The 14,562-nt window shown below is 63.6% G+C and carries 19 protein-coding genes (1 of these 19 only partly in view); 9 read left to right on the forward strand and 10 right to left on the reverse strand.

The window, feature by feature from the left end:
- Together DVR09_RS13830 and DVR09_RS13835 are read left to right on the forward strand one after the other, a co-directional pair.
- Nucleotides 1-1,411, forward strand: the 3' portion of a protein-coding gene (locus DVR09_RS13830; RefSeq protein WP_115417537.1) for an ABCB family ABC transporter ATP-binding protein/permease. Its footprint begins 410 nt before the window's first position; the window shows 1,411 of its 1,821 coding nt (coding positions 411-1,821); the start codon falls outside the window, past its left edge; its stop codon occupies nt 1,409-1,411.
- Nucleotides 1,412-1,538: 127 nt separating this feature from the next.
- Nucleotides 1,539-3,044 carry a SulP family inorganic anion transporter gene (locus DVR09_RS13835; protein ID WP_115417538.1) on the forward strand — a complete coding sequence of 502 codons (1,506 nt, stop codon included), beginning with the start codon at nt 1,539-1,541 and terminating at the stop codon, nt 3,042-3,044.
- Here DVR09_RS13835 and DVR09_RS13840 read toward each other — a convergent pair.
- From DVR09_RS13840 to DVR09_RS13855, 4 genes are read right to left on the reverse strand one after another with little or no spacing between them, the layout of a single operon-like run.
- Nucleotides 3,035-3,439, reverse strand: coding sequence for an ACT domain-containing protein (locus DVR09_RS13840; RefSeq protein WP_115417540.1), 405 nt, complete (start codon nt 3,437-3,439; stop codon nt 3,035-3,037). The genes DVR09_RS13835 and DVR09_RS13840 overlap by 10 nt on opposite strands.
- Nucleotides 3,439-4,740, reverse strand: a complete 1,302-nt coding sequence (gene hslU, locus DVR09_RS13845) for an ATP-dependent protease ATPase subunit HslU (protein WP_115417541.1) — start codon at nt 4,738-4,740, stop codon at nt 3,439-3,441. Before hslU ends, DVR09_RS13840 begins: the two co-directional genes overlap by 1 nt.
- A gap of 4 nt (nt 4,741-4,744) precedes the next feature.
- Entirely contained in the window at nt 4,745-5,305 is a 561-nt protein-coding gene (gene hslV, locus DVR09_RS13850; protein WP_115417984.1) for an ATP-dependent protease subunit HslV, read from the reverse strand.
- A gap of 55 nt (nt 5,306-5,360) precedes the next feature.
- Entirely contained in the window at nt 5,361-5,819 is a 459-nt protein-coding gene (locus DVR09_RS13855; protein ID WP_115417543.1) for an outer membrane protein assembly factor BamE, read from the reverse strand.
- Nucleotides 5,820-5,981: 162 nt separating this feature from the next.
- On the opposite strand from DVR09_RS13855, the gene DVR09_RS13860 reads away from it, so the two are divergent.
- Together DVR09_RS13860 and DVR09_RS13865 are read left to right on the forward strand one after the other, a co-directional pair.
- Complete coding sequence (locus tag DVR09_RS13860; RefSeq protein WP_115417985.1) at nt 5,982-6,497, forward strand: ubiquinol-cytochrome C chaperone family protein; 516 nt, start codon at nt 5,982-5,984, stop codon at nt 6,495-6,497.
- Nucleotides 6,494-7,024, forward strand: coding sequence for a YceD family protein (locus DVR09_RS13865; RefSeq protein ID WP_115417544.1), 531 nt, complete (start codon nt 6,494-6,496; stop codon nt 7,022-7,024). The genes DVR09_RS13860 and DVR09_RS13865 overlap by 4 nt, the downstream gene beginning before the upstream one ends.
- Before the next feature lie 3 nt (nt 7,025-7,027).
- On the opposite strand, the gene DVR09_RS17400 is transcribed toward DVR09_RS13865, so the two are convergent.
- From DVR09_RS17400 to DVR09_RS13890, 6 genes are all read right to left on the reverse strand, one after another.
- Nucleotides 7,028-7,180, reverse strand: a complete 153-nt coding sequence (locus DVR09_RS17400; protein ID WP_174223758.1) for a hypothetical protein — start codon at nt 7,178-7,180, stop codon at nt 7,028-7,030.
- 14 nt (nt 7,181-7,194) lie between these two features.
- A complete protein-coding gene (gene ssb, locus DVR09_RS13870; protein WP_115417546.1) occupies nt 7,195-7,734 on the reverse strand; it encodes a single-stranded DNA-binding protein in 540 nt (179 codons plus the stop codon).
- A gap of 99 nt (nt 7,735-7,833) precedes the next feature.
- Nucleotides 7,834-9,696 (reverse strand): ferrous iron transporter B, encoded by a 1,863-nt coding sequence (gene feoB, locus DVR09_RS13875; RefSeq protein WP_115417548.1) that lies wholly within the window; start codon nt 9,694-9,696, stop codon nt 7,834-7,836.
- On the reverse strand, nt 9,693-9,932 hold the full coding sequence (locus DVR09_RS13880) for a FeoA family protein (RefSeq protein WP_115417550.1): 240 nt from the start codon (nt 9,930-9,932) through the stop codon (nt 9,693-9,695). The genes feoB and DVR09_RS13880 overlap by 4 nt, the downstream gene beginning before the upstream one ends.
- 54 nt (nt 9,933-9,986) lie before the next feature.
- Entirely contained in the window at nt 9,987-10,646 is a 660-nt protein-coding gene (locus DVR09_RS13885) for a COQ9 family protein (RefSeq protein ID WP_115417551.1), read from the reverse strand.
- 3 nt (nt 10,647-10,649) lie between these two features.
- Nucleotides 10,650-11,243, reverse strand: a complete 594-nt coding sequence (locus DVR09_RS13890; protein ID WP_234041466.1) for an ankyrin repeat domain-containing protein — start codon at nt 11,241-11,243, stop codon at nt 10,650-10,652.
- Between the two features lie 96 nt (nt 11,244-11,339).
- Between DVR09_RS13890 and DVR09_RS13895 the strand changes: the two genes are divergently transcribed.
- Genes DVR09_RS13895 through ribD form a run of 5 tightly spaced genes read left to right on the forward strand, consistent with a single transcriptional unit; the run spans nt 11,340 to nt 14,555 of the window.
- Nucleotides 11,340-11,924, forward strand: coding sequence for an SCO family protein (locus DVR09_RS13895; RefSeq protein ID WP_115417553.1), 585 nt, complete (start codon nt 11,340-11,342; stop codon nt 11,922-11,924).
- A complete protein-coding gene (locus DVR09_RS13900; RefSeq protein ID WP_115417554.1) occupies nt 11,912-12,379 on the forward strand; it encodes a YcgN family cysteine cluster protein in 468 nt (155 codons plus the stop codon). The genes DVR09_RS13895 and DVR09_RS13900 overlap by 13 nt, the downstream gene beginning before the upstream one ends.
- Nucleotides 12,376-13,098, forward strand: a complete 723-nt coding sequence (locus DVR09_RS13905) for a M48 family metallopeptidase (protein ID WP_115417556.1) — start codon at nt 12,376-12,378, stop codon at nt 13,096-13,098. Before DVR09_RS13900 ends, DVR09_RS13905 begins: the two co-directional genes overlap by 4 nt.
- A 43-nt stretch (nt 13,099-13,141) precedes the next feature.
- On the forward strand, nt 13,142-13,597 hold the full coding sequence (locus tag DVR09_RS13910; protein WP_115417557.1) for a hypothetical protein: 456 nt from the start codon (nt 13,142-13,144) through the stop codon (nt 13,595-13,597).
- A 34-nt stretch (nt 13,598-13,631) separates the two neighbouring features.
- Nucleotides 13,632-14,555: a bifunctional diaminohydroxyphosphoribosylaminopyrimidine deaminase/5-amino-6-(5-phosphoribosylamino)uracil reductase RibD gene (gene ribD, locus DVR09_RS13915; RefSeq protein WP_435867818.1), complete on the forward strand. Its 924-nt coding sequence runs from the start codon at nt 13,632-13,634 to the stop codon at nt 14,553-14,555.
- Nucleotides 14,556-14,562 lie beyond the last annotated feature (7 nt).

A 14,562-nucleotide genomic window follows, 5' to 3' on the forward strand; every position in this document is an offset into this window, starting at 1 on the left:
GGTTACGAAGACGATCGATCGCGGCACCAAGAGCATCGACATCATGCTCTATTTCCTGTTGTTCAACATCGCCCCGACCGCGCTCGAGCTGACGGCAGTCGGCATCATTTTCTATATCAACTTCGGTTGGCAACTCGTGGCAGCAACCGCGCTGGCCGTGACACTGTATATTTATGTGACGCGCAAAATCACCGAATGGCGCAACGACTTGCGGCGACAAATGAACGAGCTCGACGGGACGGCCCTTGCCCGATCGGTCGACAGCCTGCTCAATTACGAGACAGTCAAATACTTCGGAGCCGAGGCCCGCGAGCGCGAGCGCTATGCGGAATCGGCGCGGGCCTTTGCCGAGGCCGCAGTCCGGTCGGAAAACTCGCTCGGCCTGCTGAACATCAGCCAGGCGGTCATCATGAACCTACTGATGGGCGGCGCAATGGGGTTTACCGTCTGGCAATGGAGCAAGGGCGTGCTGACCACAGGCGATCTTGTGCTGGTGAACACCTATCTCCTCCAGCTTTTCCGTCCGCTCGATATGCTCGGCATGGTCTACCGCACAGTTCGACAAGGGCTGATCGACATGGCCGAAATGTTCCGCCTGATCGATACGGAGCCCGAAGTGCGGGACGCACCCGGTGCCCCAGGCCTGGTGGTGCGACAGCCCACCGTTGTGTTCGATCAAGTGGTGTTCGGATATGAAGATGGACGCACGATCCTGCACGGGCTCAGCTTCGAGGTGCCTGCTGGCAGTCATGTGGCTATCGTTGGCCCATCGGGCGCCGGCAAGAGCACGATCGGACGGTTGCTGTTCCGATTCTACGATCCATGGAGCGGCCGCATCCTGATCGACGGACAGGACATAACGCAGGTCACGCAGGCCAGCCTGAGGCGAGCGGTCGGTATCGTTCCGCAGGACAGCGTGCTGTTCAACGACACGATCGGTTACAACATCGCCTATGGTCGTGACGACGCGGATGTCAAAAGGGTCATACAGGCAGCGCGCGCGGCAGCGATCCTGCCGCTTATCGAGCGTCTGCCCGAAGGGTTCGATACCGAGGTCGGCGAGCGAGGGCTGAAACTATCCGGCGGAGAAAAACAGCGCGTTGCCATCGCGCGCACACTGGTCAAGGACCCGCCGATCCTGCTGCTCGACGAAGCGACCAGCGCGCTGGACAGCCGGACCGAACAGGAAATTCTCGCGACCTTGCGACGTGTATCGAAGGATCGCACCACACTGGCCATCGCGCATCGCCTGTCGACCATTGCCGATGCCGACCGTATCCTCGTACTCGACCATGGACGTCTGACGGAAAGCGGCACCCATCGGGAACTGCTCGCAGCGCGTGGCCTCTATGCCGAGATGTGGGCCAGACAGCAGGCCGAAAAAGGCACACCCACCGAAACAATGAACTGAGTACGTGTCCCCCTCGCCCGCCCCTGACGACCCGGTCTTGTGCTGCAATGCAACATCGTCCATAGGGCGAGCGAATTTTCGCGCGCCGTCTCATGCGCGTTTTTCCAGATCAGACAGGACAAACCCCATGCTCGACCGCGCCGCGATTCGCCGCGACTGGTTCTCCAACATCCGTGCCGATGTGCTGGCGGGCCTTGTTGTCGCCCTCGCCCTGATCCCGGAGGCCATCGGCTTCTCTATCATCGCCGGCGTCGATCCGCGCGTGGGCCTCTACGCGTCGGTCGCGATAGCCATGGTCATCGCCTTTACCGGCGGACGGCCGGGCATGATCTCGGCAGCGACTGCCGCGGTAGCCGTGGTCGTCGTTCCACTGGTGCGCGACCACGGGGTCGAATACCTCTTCGCCGCAACCATCCTGATGGGCGTGTTTCAGGGCCTGGCCGCACTGTTGCGGCTCGACCTGCTGATGCAGTTCGTCTCGCGCAGCGTCATCACCGGCTTCGTCAATGCGCTCGCGATTCTCATCTTCATGGCGCAGCTGCCGCAGCTCGACCCGACCGCCGACGGCATCGGCTGGATGACCTATGCCATGGTCGCCGCCGCGTTGGCGATGATCTACCTGATCCCCAAGCTGACCACCGCAGTGCCCAGCCCGCTGATCGCGATCATCGTGCTGACCGCTCTCACCATCTGGCTCGGCGCGCCGGTGAACACCGTGTCCGACATGGGCGAGCTGCCCGAGGGCCTGCCCTATTTCGCCCTGCCCGATGTTCCGCGGACCTGGGAAACGCTGGCGATCATCGCCCCCTATTCGGCGACCATGGCCGCCGTGGGCCTGCTCGAAAGCCTGCTCACCGCGCAGATCGTCGACGACATGACGCATACCAGCTCGAACAAGCGCCGCGAAAGCGGCGGCCAAGGCGTGGCCAACATCGTCGCGGCCATGTTCGGCGGTATGGGCGGCTGCGCGATGATCGGCCAGTCGGTCATCAACGTGACCAGTGGCGGGCGCGGACGTCTGTCGACCTTCACGGCGGGCCTTTCGCTGCTGATCCTGCTGGCGCTGCTCGGCGATCTGGTCGGCCAGGTACCGATGCCCGCGCTGGTGGCGATCATGATCATGGTGTCGATCGGCACCTTCTCGTGGAATTCGATTCCCAACCTGTCCAAGCATCCGTGGCAGTCTTCGGTCGTGATGGTCACGACTGTCGTGGTCGTGGTTGCCACCCACAATCTAGCGCTCGGCGTACTGGCTGGGGTTATCCTGTCGGGTGTGTTTTTCACCCACAAGGTGATGACCATGTTCGAGGTCGTGCGCGAACGCCACGGCGACAAGGCCGTCTACCGTGCCAAGGGTCAGATCTTCTATGCCAGCGTCGAACGCTTCGAAGCTGCTCTCGGCCCGGAAGGCGCCATGCCGGACCCCGCCGATCACGTGGTGATCGACGTGTCCAAGGCGCATTTCTGGGACATCTCGGCGATCGGAGCGCTCGACAAGGTGGTCGAACGCATGCGCCGCCACGGCCGCAGCGTCAAAGTCGTCGGGCTCAACCGTGCCAGTGCCGATCTGGTCGACAAGTTTGCCCTGACCGACAAGACCGGCGTGGAAAGCGGGTTGGCACCTCACCCCTGATCGGAGGATAGCCTTTCGAGAATAGCGAGAGCCTCCTCGCCACGGGTAGCAGGCACGAAGGCGTGGTCGTGGTGGTAAGCCGCGACCATGTTGCAGGCGATCCCGGCATCGGCGAGCGCGCTCGCGACTGCGGCGGTGAGCCCGACGCTTTCGAGGTCGGAATGGACCATCAGCGTGATGTGCGCGAAGTCGGGTCCTTCGATCCCTAGTTCATCGGCTAGCTGTGACGGTATGATCGCGGACACACTCTCACCCTCGCGAAACGTGCCGGTCGCCGCACCGAGCAATTGCGGGGCGGTGTCGGGCGCGACAAGGACGAAGCGCCAACTGCGCGGGTCGAGCCGGGGTGCCATGGCGGCGATCATCGCCCGGCCATTGCGCACCGGGCCGGTCATCAGAGAATATACTTGCTCAGGTCGGCGTCGCCGACGAGCGTCTCCAGCCGTTCGCGCACGTAATCTGCGTCGATCGTGATCGTCTCGCCCTCATGCTCCTCGGCCTCGAAGCTGATGTCTTCCAGCAGGCGTTCCATCACGGTCTGCAAGCGGCGGGCACCGATGTTCTCGACGGTTTCGTTGACGCGCGCCGCCAGCTTGGCGACCTCGGCGATCGCATCCTCGGTGAAGTCGAGCGTCACGTCCTCGGTGCCGATCAGCGCTGTGTATTGCTCGACGAGGTTGGCGCGCGTTTCCTTGAGGATGCGCACGAAGTCCTCCTCGGTCAGCGCGCGCAGTTCGACGCGGATCGGCAGGCGGCCCTGTAATTCGGGTAGCATGTCCGACGGCTTGGCGACGTGGAATGCCCCCGAAGCGATGAAGAGCACGTGGTCGGTCTTCATCGGGCCGTATTTGGTGGCGACCGTGGTGCCCTCGATCAGCGGCAGCAGGTCGCGTTGCACGCCTTCGCGGCTGACCGATCCACCGCGCACGTCCGAGACGGCGATCTTGTCGATCTCGTCGAGGAAGACGATGCCGTTGGTCTCGGCATTTTCCAGCGCGACGCGATTGACATCGTCCTGGTCCATCCGTTTTTCGGCTTCCTCGTCGACGAGCCGGTCCCAGGCATCGGGTACCTTCAGCTTGCGGCGCTTCATCGGGCTCTTGCCCATCGCCTTGCCGAGCATGTCGCTCAAATCGATCATGCCCACGCCGCCGGGCATGCCGGGAATATCCATCTGCTGGCCCGGCTGTTCGCGCACGTCGATCTCGACCTCGGTGTCGTTCATCGCATTTTCGACGATGCGCTGGCGGAACGCCTCGCGCGTCGCCTCGCTGGCATTGTCACCGACGAGCGCAGTGAGCAGGCGCTCCATCGCCGCCTCGCTGGCAGCCTCGCGCACCGCCTCGCGGCGGCGTTCCTTTTCGAGCCGGATCGCCTCTTCCGCCAGATCGCGGGCGATCTGGTCGACGTCGCGGCCGACATAGCCGACCTCGGTGAACTTGGTCGCTTCGATCTTGATGAAGGGCGCTTCGGCAAGCTTCGCCAGGCGTCGGCTGATCTCGGTTTTGCCGCAGCCGGTGGGGCCGATCATCAGGATGTTCTTGGGCGTCACCTCGTCGCGCAGCTCGGGGCCGAGCCGCTGGCGCCGCCAACGATTGCGCAGCGCCACGGCAACCGCGCGCTTGGCATCCTTCTGGCCGATAATGTGGTCGTCCAGCGCGGCGACGATGGCCTTGGGGGTCAGATTTTCCATCAGTTCCTCAGACCGTTTCGACGGTCACATTTCCATTGGTGAACACGCACACATCGGCGGCGACTGCCATGGCCTTGCGCGCGATGGTTTCCGCATCGTCCTCATAGTCGACCAGCGCCTTGGCGGCCGAGAGCGCGTAATTCCCACCTGAACCGATCGCAGCGATACCGCCTTCGGGTTCGAGCACGTCGCCATTGCCGGTAAGGACCAGCAGGTTTTCCTCGTCCGCGACGATCATCAGCGCTTCGAGATTGCGCAGGTATTTGTCCATGCGCCAGTCCTTGGTCAGCTCGACTGCGGCGCGCAGAAGCTGGCCGTTATGCTGTTCGAGCTTCTTTTCGAGACGTTCGAACAGGGTGAAGGCATCGGCGGTAGCACCGGCGAATCCGGCGACGACCTTGCCGCCTTCGCCGATCCGGCGAACCTTTTTCGCATTGGGCTTCATTACCGTATTGCCCATGGAGACCTGTCCGTCCCCGGCAATCACAGTGCTATCGCCGCGCTTGACGCCGATGATCGTGGTGGAATGCCACTGGGTCAGCCCGTGGCGATCGTCTTGTGAACTCATGCCGCGCGATATGGGGCGCGCGAAGCCGGGATCAAGCCGTGTGTGCCGGGCCTTATTATCCGGGGCCTGCAGCGCCCGGCGCGCCAACCGCGCCGATATTGCCGAACAGGTCCTCGAGGAAGGTCCGCTCGCGGCCCAGCGTGGGCGTTTCGTCGCCATCGGGGCTCAGATAGACGACCTTGTCGATACCCGTCTGTTCCGCCGACACGACATTGCCCGCCTCGTCGAACTTCACCGCGAGGACCGAATGCTCCCGGATACGTGGGCGAACGAAAGGTTTGCGCCCGGTGGTGCTCGACACATAATACCAGGTGGGCTGGCCGTATTGGCTTTCGAAAGTCGGGCGGCCCAGCGTGCCCTCGACACTGCGCTGGTTATCGATCCCGGGCTGGACCGTCTGCAGCAATGTTGCATCGATGATATATCCCCGCGGTTCGCGGATCGCGGTACAGCCGCTTGCTGCGATGGCCGCCGCGCCGATGGCGGCAAGGCCCAGAATTTTCGACCTGTTCATGGGAACAGCAAATCTCCGTCTGTCGGCAGGCGCTTGGCCGCGGGCGACCCCCTGCCTATATGCTCGGGCAACGCCTTAATCCGAAAGCGTCTGCCCATGCAACTCGGCAATGGGGGACGCTTGGGGATCGCGGCCTGTATTGCCGCTGAACGGAGTAGAAACGTGTCCTTATTCGCCCGCCTCTTCGGCACCCAGACCGACCCGCGCGAGGAATGGCGCGGGCTGTGGCATCGCACCGTGGCCGAAGCCCGCGATCCCGACTGGTACCGCATGTGCGGCGTCGCCGACAGCATCGAGGGACGCTACGACATGATTACGCTGGTGTTGACACTGGTCATGCTGCGGCTGGAAGACGAAGGCGACATGGAGGCCAGCACCGCTCGGCTGACCGAACTGTTCGTCGAGGATATGGAAGGCCAGATGCGCGAAGCCGGTATCGGCGATCCCACCGTGGGCAAGAAGATCAATGCGCTGATGGAAAGCCTGAACGGGCGCATCGGCGCCTATCGCGAAGCCTTGCGCACCGATCCCAAAGTGCTGGTCGAGGCGGTGCGTCGCAATGTCACCATGGCCCAGCCCGACGAAGCCGAGGCGCTGGTGCAGCGCATCGCAGCGCTGCATGCGCGGCTGGAGCGCACCGACGTCGGAAAACTGCGCGCAGGCGAGATCGCGGCATGAGCGCGCCCGAACTCAGCCGACTGGTCAAACCCCGCGCCCTGCCCGCCGGAGCAATGGTGGTGGAAGCGAGCGAGGCCGAACGTTCCGCACTGGCTGACCGTTTTGGAGTCACGTCGATCCCGAGCCTTTCCGCGCAGGTCGAGTTCGGCACCGAAGACGAGGCCGTGCTCGCCAATGGAAAGCTGTTCGCAAGCATCGAGCAGCCATGCGCGATCACCGGTGAAGAGCTGAATTACGACGTCGAAGAGCCGCTAACGCTGAGGTTCGTGCCCGCAGGATCGGTGCCAGACTACGCCCCCGACGAGGAAATAGAGCTCGACAGCGAGGATTTGGACGAGATCGAGTATGAGGGCGACACTTTCGACCTCGGCGAAGCGATCGCGCAAACACTCGCGCTTGCAATCGACCCTTATCGCGAAGGCCCGGGCGCGGACGAAGCAAGAAAGCAGGCCGGTATCGCGAGCGACGAGGACCTTGCGCCAAGCGGCCCGCTCGCCGACGCGCTGACGGCGCTGAAGTTGGGCTAGGGGTCAGCCGGTAACCGGGAGACCTTCGCACTCCTGCCCGCCCCAGCGCCCACCTGCATCGAGACAGCTATCCTGGGCCAGAAACCAAGCGGCCTTCCACCCGAAAAGGAAGAAGGCCGCTGCGATCACAATCGCAATGAGAAACGCACGCGTCATTTGGAGTGCGCGCCTTAGAACGGAATATCATCGTCGAGGTCGTCATAATTCGAGCCACCGCCCGAGCCGCCGCCCGACGATCCGCCGCCGCCCTGATTCCAGTCGCCATCATTGCCGCCACCGGAGGAACCGCCGCCGTAGGAGCCGCCTCCGCCCCCGCCGCCATAGCCGCCGCGCTGGCCCCCGCCACCGCCGCCGCCCGATGCACCATCGAGCATGGTCAGGGTCCCGTTGAAACCGCGCAGCACAACTTCGGTCGAGTACCGATCGTTACCCGACTGGTCCTGCCACTTGCGGGTCTGCAATTGGCCTTCGACATAGACCTTGCTCCCCTTGCGCAGAAAGCGTTCGGCAACGCTCACCAGACCTTCGGAGAAAATCGCCACGGTGTGCCATTCGGTCCGTTCCTGGCGTTCACCCGTATTGCGATCCTTCCACGTTTCGGTGGTGGCGAGCCGCAGATTGCAAACTTTGCCGCCATTCTGGAAGCTGCGGATTTCCGGGTCGGCGCCCAGGTTTCCGATGAGCATGACTTTGTTTAGGCTACCGGCCATCGAATCGTCCCTTCGTAAACTGTTGGCGAAGGGCCTAACCGAGGCTTCGAGTCGCTTCTAGGGTTCCTGCCGAGTTTCCCCCGCAGTGGATCAGCTTGGCTACAAGCCCAGAGCCGTCGCGATCCAAAATGTGAGCCCCGCGAACACATAGGCCAGTACGAAAAGATAGCCGACCATGAAGGCTGGCCATTTCCAGCCATTGGTCTCGCGCCGGGCGACCGCGATCGTCGAAATACACTGCGGCGCAAAGACGAACCAGGCAAGGAAAGCGAGCGCGGTCGGCAGGCTCCACAATTCGGCGATCCGGTCGGTCACGCCCTCGGCGGCCAGATCCTCATCCTCGGCATCGACGGCATAGGTCGTGGCGAGCGCCGAAACGGCGACTTCGCGCGCGGCCATGGCGGGCACCAGTGCCAGGCTCATCTCGCGGTTGAAGCCGATCGGCTTGAGTACCGGATGCAGCCCATCGGCGATCATACCCGCGACACTCGCATCCATCTGGCTCTCACCCGGCTCCGCCTTGGGAAAACTCAGCATCAGCCAAAGCACGATGGTGACCGTGAAGATGATCGTGCCCGCGCGGCGCAGGAAGACCCAGGCGCGTTGCCACAGGCCGATCACGAGGTCCTTCAAACGCGGAAGCTGATAGCGCGGCATTTCCATGATGAAGCCGCTCGCAGCCCCGCTTGTCACCGTGTGGCGGAGCACCAGCGCGACGACCATCGCACCGAGGATACCGGCGATGTAGAGGGCGAAGAGGACAAGCCCCTGCAACCCCACCCCCGGACCGATCGTGGTCTGCGGAATCACAGCGGCGATGATTACCGCATAAACCGGCAGCCGCGCCGAACAGGTCATCAGCGGGGCGACCAGTATGGTCGTCAGCCGGTCCTTGGGATCGGGGATCGAGCGCGTCGCCATGATGCCCGGAATGGCGCAGGCGAAGCTGGAAAGCAGCGGAATGAAGCTTTTCCCGCTGAGGCCCACACCCGCCATGAGCCGGTCCATCAGGAAGGCCGCGCGCGCCATATATCCGCTCGCCTCCATCAGCAGGATGAAGAAGAACAGGATCACGATCTGTGGTAGGAAGACAACCACCGAACCGACACCCGCCAGAACGCCCTCGACGAGGAAGTCATGCACGAAACCGGACGGGAGGCTGGCGCTGACCACGCCCGATATAGCCCCGACACCGCCTTCCAGCGCATCGGCGAAAGGTGTCGCCCAGGCGAAAACCGCCTGGAAGATTACGAACAGCAGACCGAACAGGATCACCGGTCCGATCCATGGATTGAGCAGCACACGATCGATGCCGTTTTCGACCGTATGACGAGTCGATTTGGACAGGGTTGCGGCGCGCGCCATATGCTTCGCCGCCAGCCTGCGTTCGGGCAAGGTGATGTGCCAGCGTTTGTGGGCGTCCTCGTCGGCATGCGCTTCCGCTTCGGCGATCGCTGCGGCAAGTTCCTCCAGTCCGCGACGCCGGACGGCCACCGTGGGAACCACCGGCACGCCCAAAGCCTCTGACAAAGCGTCAGGATCGAGCGTGAGCCCGTCGCGTTCGGCCAGATCGATCATATTGAGCGCGACCACCGTGGGCCGGCCCAGTTCGAGAACTTCCTGCGCGAAGACGAGATGCTGTTCCAGGTTGGAGGCATCAAGGACGAGCACGATCACCTCAGGGATCGCCTCCCCTTCGAATTCGCCATGCACGACCTTGCGGGTCACGTCTTCATCGGGGCTTGCGGCGTCGAAGCTATAGGAGCCCGGCAGGTCGATCAGTTCGACGCTATCGCCATCGGGCAGGGCCAGCCGCCCCGCCTTTCGTTCGACCGTAACACCAGGATAATTGGCAATTTTCTGCCGCGCACCTGTCAGCGCATTAAACAGCGCAGATTTCCCGGCATTGGGGTTGCCAACCAGGGCGGCTGTGTGGCGCTTCACGGGGTCCTCGCGGCTCATAGCGGCTCGACCTCGATGGCGAGCGCATGCGCCCGGCGCAGAGCGATGGTCATCCGCCCGATACGCAGCGCCAGCGGATCGCGTGTGCCGAAAACTCCGCGATGAACGATGGCGACCTCTGCCCCCTCGTCCACCCCCAGCGCCTTCAGGCGCTTACCTTCATCCTCGGCCAGCACGGCCCAGTCCACCGCAACGATTCGCGCGGCCTTGTCGTGTTCGAACCCATCGAGCGTCATACGCGCCGCCCTGTCAGATGTCGACGCTTGTTGCAACTGGTTATCAATAGCGGCCTAACGCGCTGGGTATCGCAGCCGCCCGAGGAAGCGCGACATGCTGAAGGATTCCCGCTCGGGATTCAGCCATTTCGCCTTAGCCTTTTCGAATTTCATCACGCCGTCGATCCGGCGGCCCAGAAAAGCTCTGGTTTCGGCCTTCCCTTCGCTCTCATCATCGACGAAGATGGCCAGCGTCGCGCCGTAGATCGAGGCGAGAATCGCCCGCTTGGTATAGTGGTTGTAATCGGTCGCGGTGTCCCCGGCGAGCCGCCACATCACGTCGGCGCTGCTCCAGCCGGTCCTGAGCGCCCGCGCCGCATTCTGAGGCATGGCCATGATCGCAAGCGCGCGACGCAGCGATTCCTCCAAATCCGCCACCGCATCGAGACGATATTGGATCAGGCTGCGGATCCGTTCGCGGATCTTCATCTCGGCGAGTTTTTCAGCAGGCAGGTCGATCGCCATCTGCCGGTCGATGGTTTCGATCCACGCGCAGATCATGCCCATGGCGCCATCGTCCTTGAAGGCGAGTCGGGCGACGTCGCGATCGGCGCCAAGCTGATCGGCAGCCATATCGAGTGCTTCATTGCTCCAGCCATCGAACACCGCCGCCTCCGCAATGCCGGGAGCAAGCGCGAGCCGCAGCTCGTCGAGCGTAAGGTCTTCCACCTCCATCGGTCAGCTCGGCCCATAGGCTTGCGCCTTGTCGCCGCGCTCGGCCTCGGCCCGCTCGATTTCCTCAAGCATACTGGAACGCGCGCCCAGCAACATCGCATAATCGCGGGCGGTGCGCCCCGAATTATCGGCCCGGTCGGCATTCGCGCCCTTGTCGATCAACAGCCGGACAAGACCGCTGTCGCGCCGGTGCACCGCGGCGATCAGCGGCGTTTCGCCCGTGCTGTCGGGCACGTCCACATCGGCGCCCCCTTCGGCCAACACCTCGACCCCCTCGGTAAATCCCAACTGGGAAGCAAGTTGCAGCGGCGTGGTCCCGTTCTTGTCGGCGATGTTGGGATTGGCGCCCTTGGCCAGCAGGAAACGCAGCCACACCGCATCGCGCCGCTGGGTCACGATATGCAGCGCGGTTTCCCCACTGACGACATCACGTGTATTGACCAGCACACTGCCGGGTTCGGAAAGGAATTCGGTCACTTGCGTGCCGTCGCGCTCCTTGACCGCCTCGAGGAATTTATACCCGTCGCGCTGCATCTGCGCATGGACCGGGCCTGCAATCAGCGATCCGGCCAGCGCGGCCAACAGAGAAAATTTCACGAAACGTTTCACCGTGTGCAAGCCCCTACTATCCGCAATTCTATGGCTGACTAGCTCTTGTCGAGCGCCGGTTAGCAGACCATGAACCCTCACACCATGCCCCGCAACCATACTCCTTTGATCGCCGCCCTTCTCATGCTGACAGCTTGCCAAGCGGAAACACCCCCCGAACCACCTCTGGCCGGTGCGGCCATCGGCGGCGATTTCACGCTGACTGGCGAAGGCGGCCAGCCCGTAAGCTGGGCCGATTTCACCGGCCAGTACCGCACGCTCTATTTCGGGTACACTTTTTGCCCCGATGTCTGTCCGGTCGACACGCAGCGCGCCATGGCGGGATTGAAAGCCTTCGAGAAAGCCAATCCGGAGCTCGGCGCCAAGATCCAACCCTTGTTCATCAGTGTCGATCCGGAACGCGACACGCCTGAAGTGCTCGCCGAATTCACCGATAATTTCCACCCGCGCCTGATCGGCATGACCGGCACGAAGGAAGAGCTCGATCGGATCACCTCTTCATTCGCCGCAACCTATTCGATCGGCGAGAAGCAGGACAATGGGGGCTATCTGGTCGGCCATACAAACATCACCTACCTCTTCGGCCCCGAAGGAGAGCCCTTGGCCATGCTGCCGACCGACGAAGGTCCGGAAGCAGTCGCGGCGGAGCTGGAAAAATGGGTGCGTTGAGGGACCGCTTCTGGGAACGGCCCTTGGCCGATCTGAACGCCGAGGAATGGGAAGCCCTGTGCGACGGCTGCGGGCGCTGCTGCCTGCACAAGGTCGAATATGAGGATACGGGCGAGATCGAACACACCAATGTGGCGTGCAGACTGCTCGATACACAAACCGCGCGCTGCACCGATTATAGACATCGCAAGGCCTTCGTGCCCGACTGCCTGAGGCTCACGCTGAAAATCGTTGACGATGTAAGCTGGCTGCCCTCTACCTGCGCCTATCGCCGACGAGCGGATGGGCTCCCTTTGCCGCGCTGGCATCATTTGCTGACCGGCGACCGCGAGGGGGTTGTGCGCGCCGGAATTTCGGTGGTGGGCCGGGTGGTGAGCGAGGACATGGCAGGCCCGCTCGAGCATCATGTCGTCGACTGGGACGAAGACGAGCACGACGACGAGGCGGCGGCATGATCGACTGGCTCCGCCGCGAAGCGCAGGAGCCGGTGATCGAGCTGGATGGGCGCGAACTGCCCATCCAGCTCGCCCGCAATCGCCGCGCCAGGCGGCTGACCATGCGGCTGGCGCCCGATGGCAGCGCGGTGTGCATCACCCTGCCCCACTGGTGCCGCAGCGCCGAGGCGGTCGATTTCGCCCATGCCCGGCGCGAATGGCTCGCCGACGAGCTTGCCAGGCTGCCCCAACGGCGCGATCCCGCCCGTGAGGGCAAGCTGCTGTACCGGGGCGCGGAAATCGGCGTGGACTGGCGCCGAGATGCGCCGCGAAAGGCCGACTTCAACGGCGGAATGCTCACATTGGGCGGGCCGGAGGAAACGCTCGGCAAACGGCTTCAGCGCTGGCTCGAGGGCGAGGCGCTGCGCTTGTTCGCGGAGGAGGCGGCTCATTACTGTGCACGCGGCGATCTGGAAACTGCCGAAGTCAGGCTGAGCCGCGCGCGCCGCCGCTGGGGCAGTTGTTCTTCGCAAGGCGTATTGCGCTTCAACTGGCGCTTGGTTCAAGCTCCCGACCCCATTCGGCGCTCGGTCGTCGCGCACGAAGTCGCGCATCTCGTGCATTTCGACCATTCGACCGCCTTCCACACATTGCTCGGCAAGCTTTACGAAGACGATATCGATATGGCGAACCACTGGCTGCGCCATCACGGGCGCAGTCTATACGCGACATTCGGTTAGCCAATACTGGCGCCATTCATCGAAAGCCCCTATCTTTAGCGTCATGCGTCTCAAGACACGTTTCAATGCCAAGGCCGGGTTTGCCGATCTGTGGGACTATGTCCGCGAGCCGCGTCCCTATCGCTGGCCGCTGCTGGCAGTGTCTTTCGCGATCCCCGCAACCGGGCTCGCGCTGCTGTCGCAGGAATCGCATTTTCGCCCGCCCGATGCGCCTGAGGTAACCTATATCTCGACCTTCGCGGAAGGGCGGAGCGAGGAAGAGATCCGCCAGTCGAACATTGCCAACCAGCAGCGCAAGGATGCGCTGGAAGCGGAACGCGCCGAACTGGAAAGGCGCAAGATAGAAGCGTATAAATCGCTCGGCCGGGCCACAGGGCTCGATGTCGACGCGATGGAACGCGAAGCGGCCATGGAACGCGAGCGCGAAGCGGCCGAAGCCGCTGCGCAGCGGCGCGAACTTTATCAGGCAGGCCAGGCGGTTGACAGCGCGGGCGACTGACGCGCGCTGGCTCGATGCTGCCGCGCGCCTGTCGATGCGCGCGCGGCCCATCAGCTACCCCAATCCCGGGGTCGGGTGCATTATTGTCAAGCACGGCAAAGTCGTCGGTCGCGGCTGGACGGCCGCCGGCGGACGCCCCCATGCCGAGGCAGCCGCACTCCACCAGGCGGGCGAGAAGGCGCGCGGAGCGACGGCCTATGTCACGCTGGAACCCTGTGCCCATCGTTCCTTGCGCGGCCCGGCCTGCAGCGATCTGCTGGTCGAAGCGGGGATCGCGCGGGTCGTCGCCGGTGTCGAGGATCCCGATCCGCGTACCGCCGGGAACGGGCTAGCCCGTCTGCGCGAGGCCGGGATCGAAACCGCCCTTCTCGCGAGCCCCGCTGCCGAGGCAAGTCTTGCCGGCTATCTCATGCGCGCGCGCCAGCGGCGCCCGCATGTCACGATGAAGATCGCCATGTCGCTGGACGGCTGTATCGCCATGGCCAGCGGCGAAAGCCAGTGGATTACCGGCGATGTGGCCCGTGCCCATGTCCATGCGCGCCGCGCGGGGGCCGATGCGATCCTGGTCGGTGGCGGGACATGGCGCAGCGACAAGCCCAGGCTCGACGTGCGCCTCCCCGGACTGGAGCAGCGCAGCCCGCAGCGCGCGGTGCTGACGCGCGGCGTGCCCCCCCATGGGGTGAAGGTCATCAACACACCCGAGCAGATCGAAACACTCGATGCCTTCTATCTCTATGTCGAGGCCGGCGCGAATATCGCCGCAAGCTTTCTGTCTGCGGACCTAGTCGACCGCCTCGAGACTTACCGTGCGCCCATCGTGATCGGCAATGGGTATGCGGCTGTCGGCGATATCGGGCTTGGTGCCCTTGCCGATGCACACGGCAGATGGGCGCTTGAGGAACGCCGCCAGCTTGGCAGCGACAGCTTCGAAGCCTACAGCCGCCTGCGCCAGAAATAGAGCGTTA

Source organism: Erythrobacter aureus (genome assembly GCF_003355455.1).
Taxonomy (GTDB): Bacteria; Pseudomonadota; Alphaproteobacteria; order Sphingomonadales; family Sphingomonadaceae; genus Qipengyuania; species Qipengyuania aurea.

Coding starts and splice junctions, on each gene's coding strand:
- DVR09_RS13855 (WP_115417543.1), bottom strand. CDS start 5,819: ATGAACAGGTCGAAAATTCTGGGCCTTGCCGCCATCGGCGCGGCGGCC.
- DVR09_RS13865 (WP_115417544.1), top strand. CDS start 6,494: ATGAGCGCGCCCGAACTCAGCCGACTGGTCAAACCCCGCGCCCTGCCC.
- DVR09_RS13900 (WP_115417554.1), top strand. CDS start 11,912: ATGGGTGCGTTGAGGGACCGCTTCTGGGAACGGCCCTTGGCCGATCTG.
- ssb (WP_115417546.1), bottom strand. CDS start 7,734: ATGGCCGGTAGCCTAAACAAAGTCATGCTCATCGGAAACCTGGGCGCC.
- DVR09_RS17400 (WP_174223758.1), bottom strand. CDS start 7,180: ATGACGCGTGCGTTTCTCATTGCGATTGTGATCGCAGCGGCCTTCTTC.
- ribD (WP_435867818.1), top strand. CDS start 13,632: ATGCGCGCGCGGCCCATCAGCTACCCCAATCCCGGGGTCGGGTGCATT.
- DVR09_RS13835 (WP_115417538.1), top strand. CDS start 1,539: ATGCTCGACCGCGCCGCGATTCGCCGCGACTGGTTCTCCAACATCCGT.
- feoB (WP_115417548.1), bottom strand. CDS start 9,696: ATGAGCCGCGAGGACCCCGTGAAGCGCCACACAGCCGCCCTGGTTGGC.
- DVR09_RS13910 (WP_115417557.1), top strand. CDS start 13,142: ATGCGTCTCAAGACACGTTTCAATGCCAAGGCCGGGTTTGCCGATCTG.
- DVR09_RS13895 (WP_115417553.1), top strand. CDS start 11,340: ATGCCCCGCAACCATACTCCTTTGATCGCCGCCCTTCTCATGCTGACA.
- DVR09_RS13880 (WP_115417550.1), bottom strand. CDS start 9,932: ATGACGCTCGATGGGTTCGAACACGACAAGGCCGCGCGAATCGTTGCG.
- DVR09_RS13885 (WP_115417551.1), bottom strand. CDS start 10,646: ATGGAGGTGGAAGACCTTACGCTCGACGAGCTGCGGCTCGCGCTTGCT.
- DVR09_RS13905 (WP_115417556.1), top strand. CDS start 12,376: ATGATCGACTGGCTCCGCCGCGAAGCGCAGGAGCCGGTGATCGAGCTG.
- DVR09_RS13840 (WP_115417540.1), bottom strand. CDS start 3,439: ATGACCGGCCCGGTGCGCAATGGCCGGGCGATGATCGCCGCCATGGCA.
- hslV (WP_115417984.1), bottom strand. CDS start 5,305: ATGAGTTCACAAGACGATCGCCACGGGCTGACCCAGTGGCATTCCACC.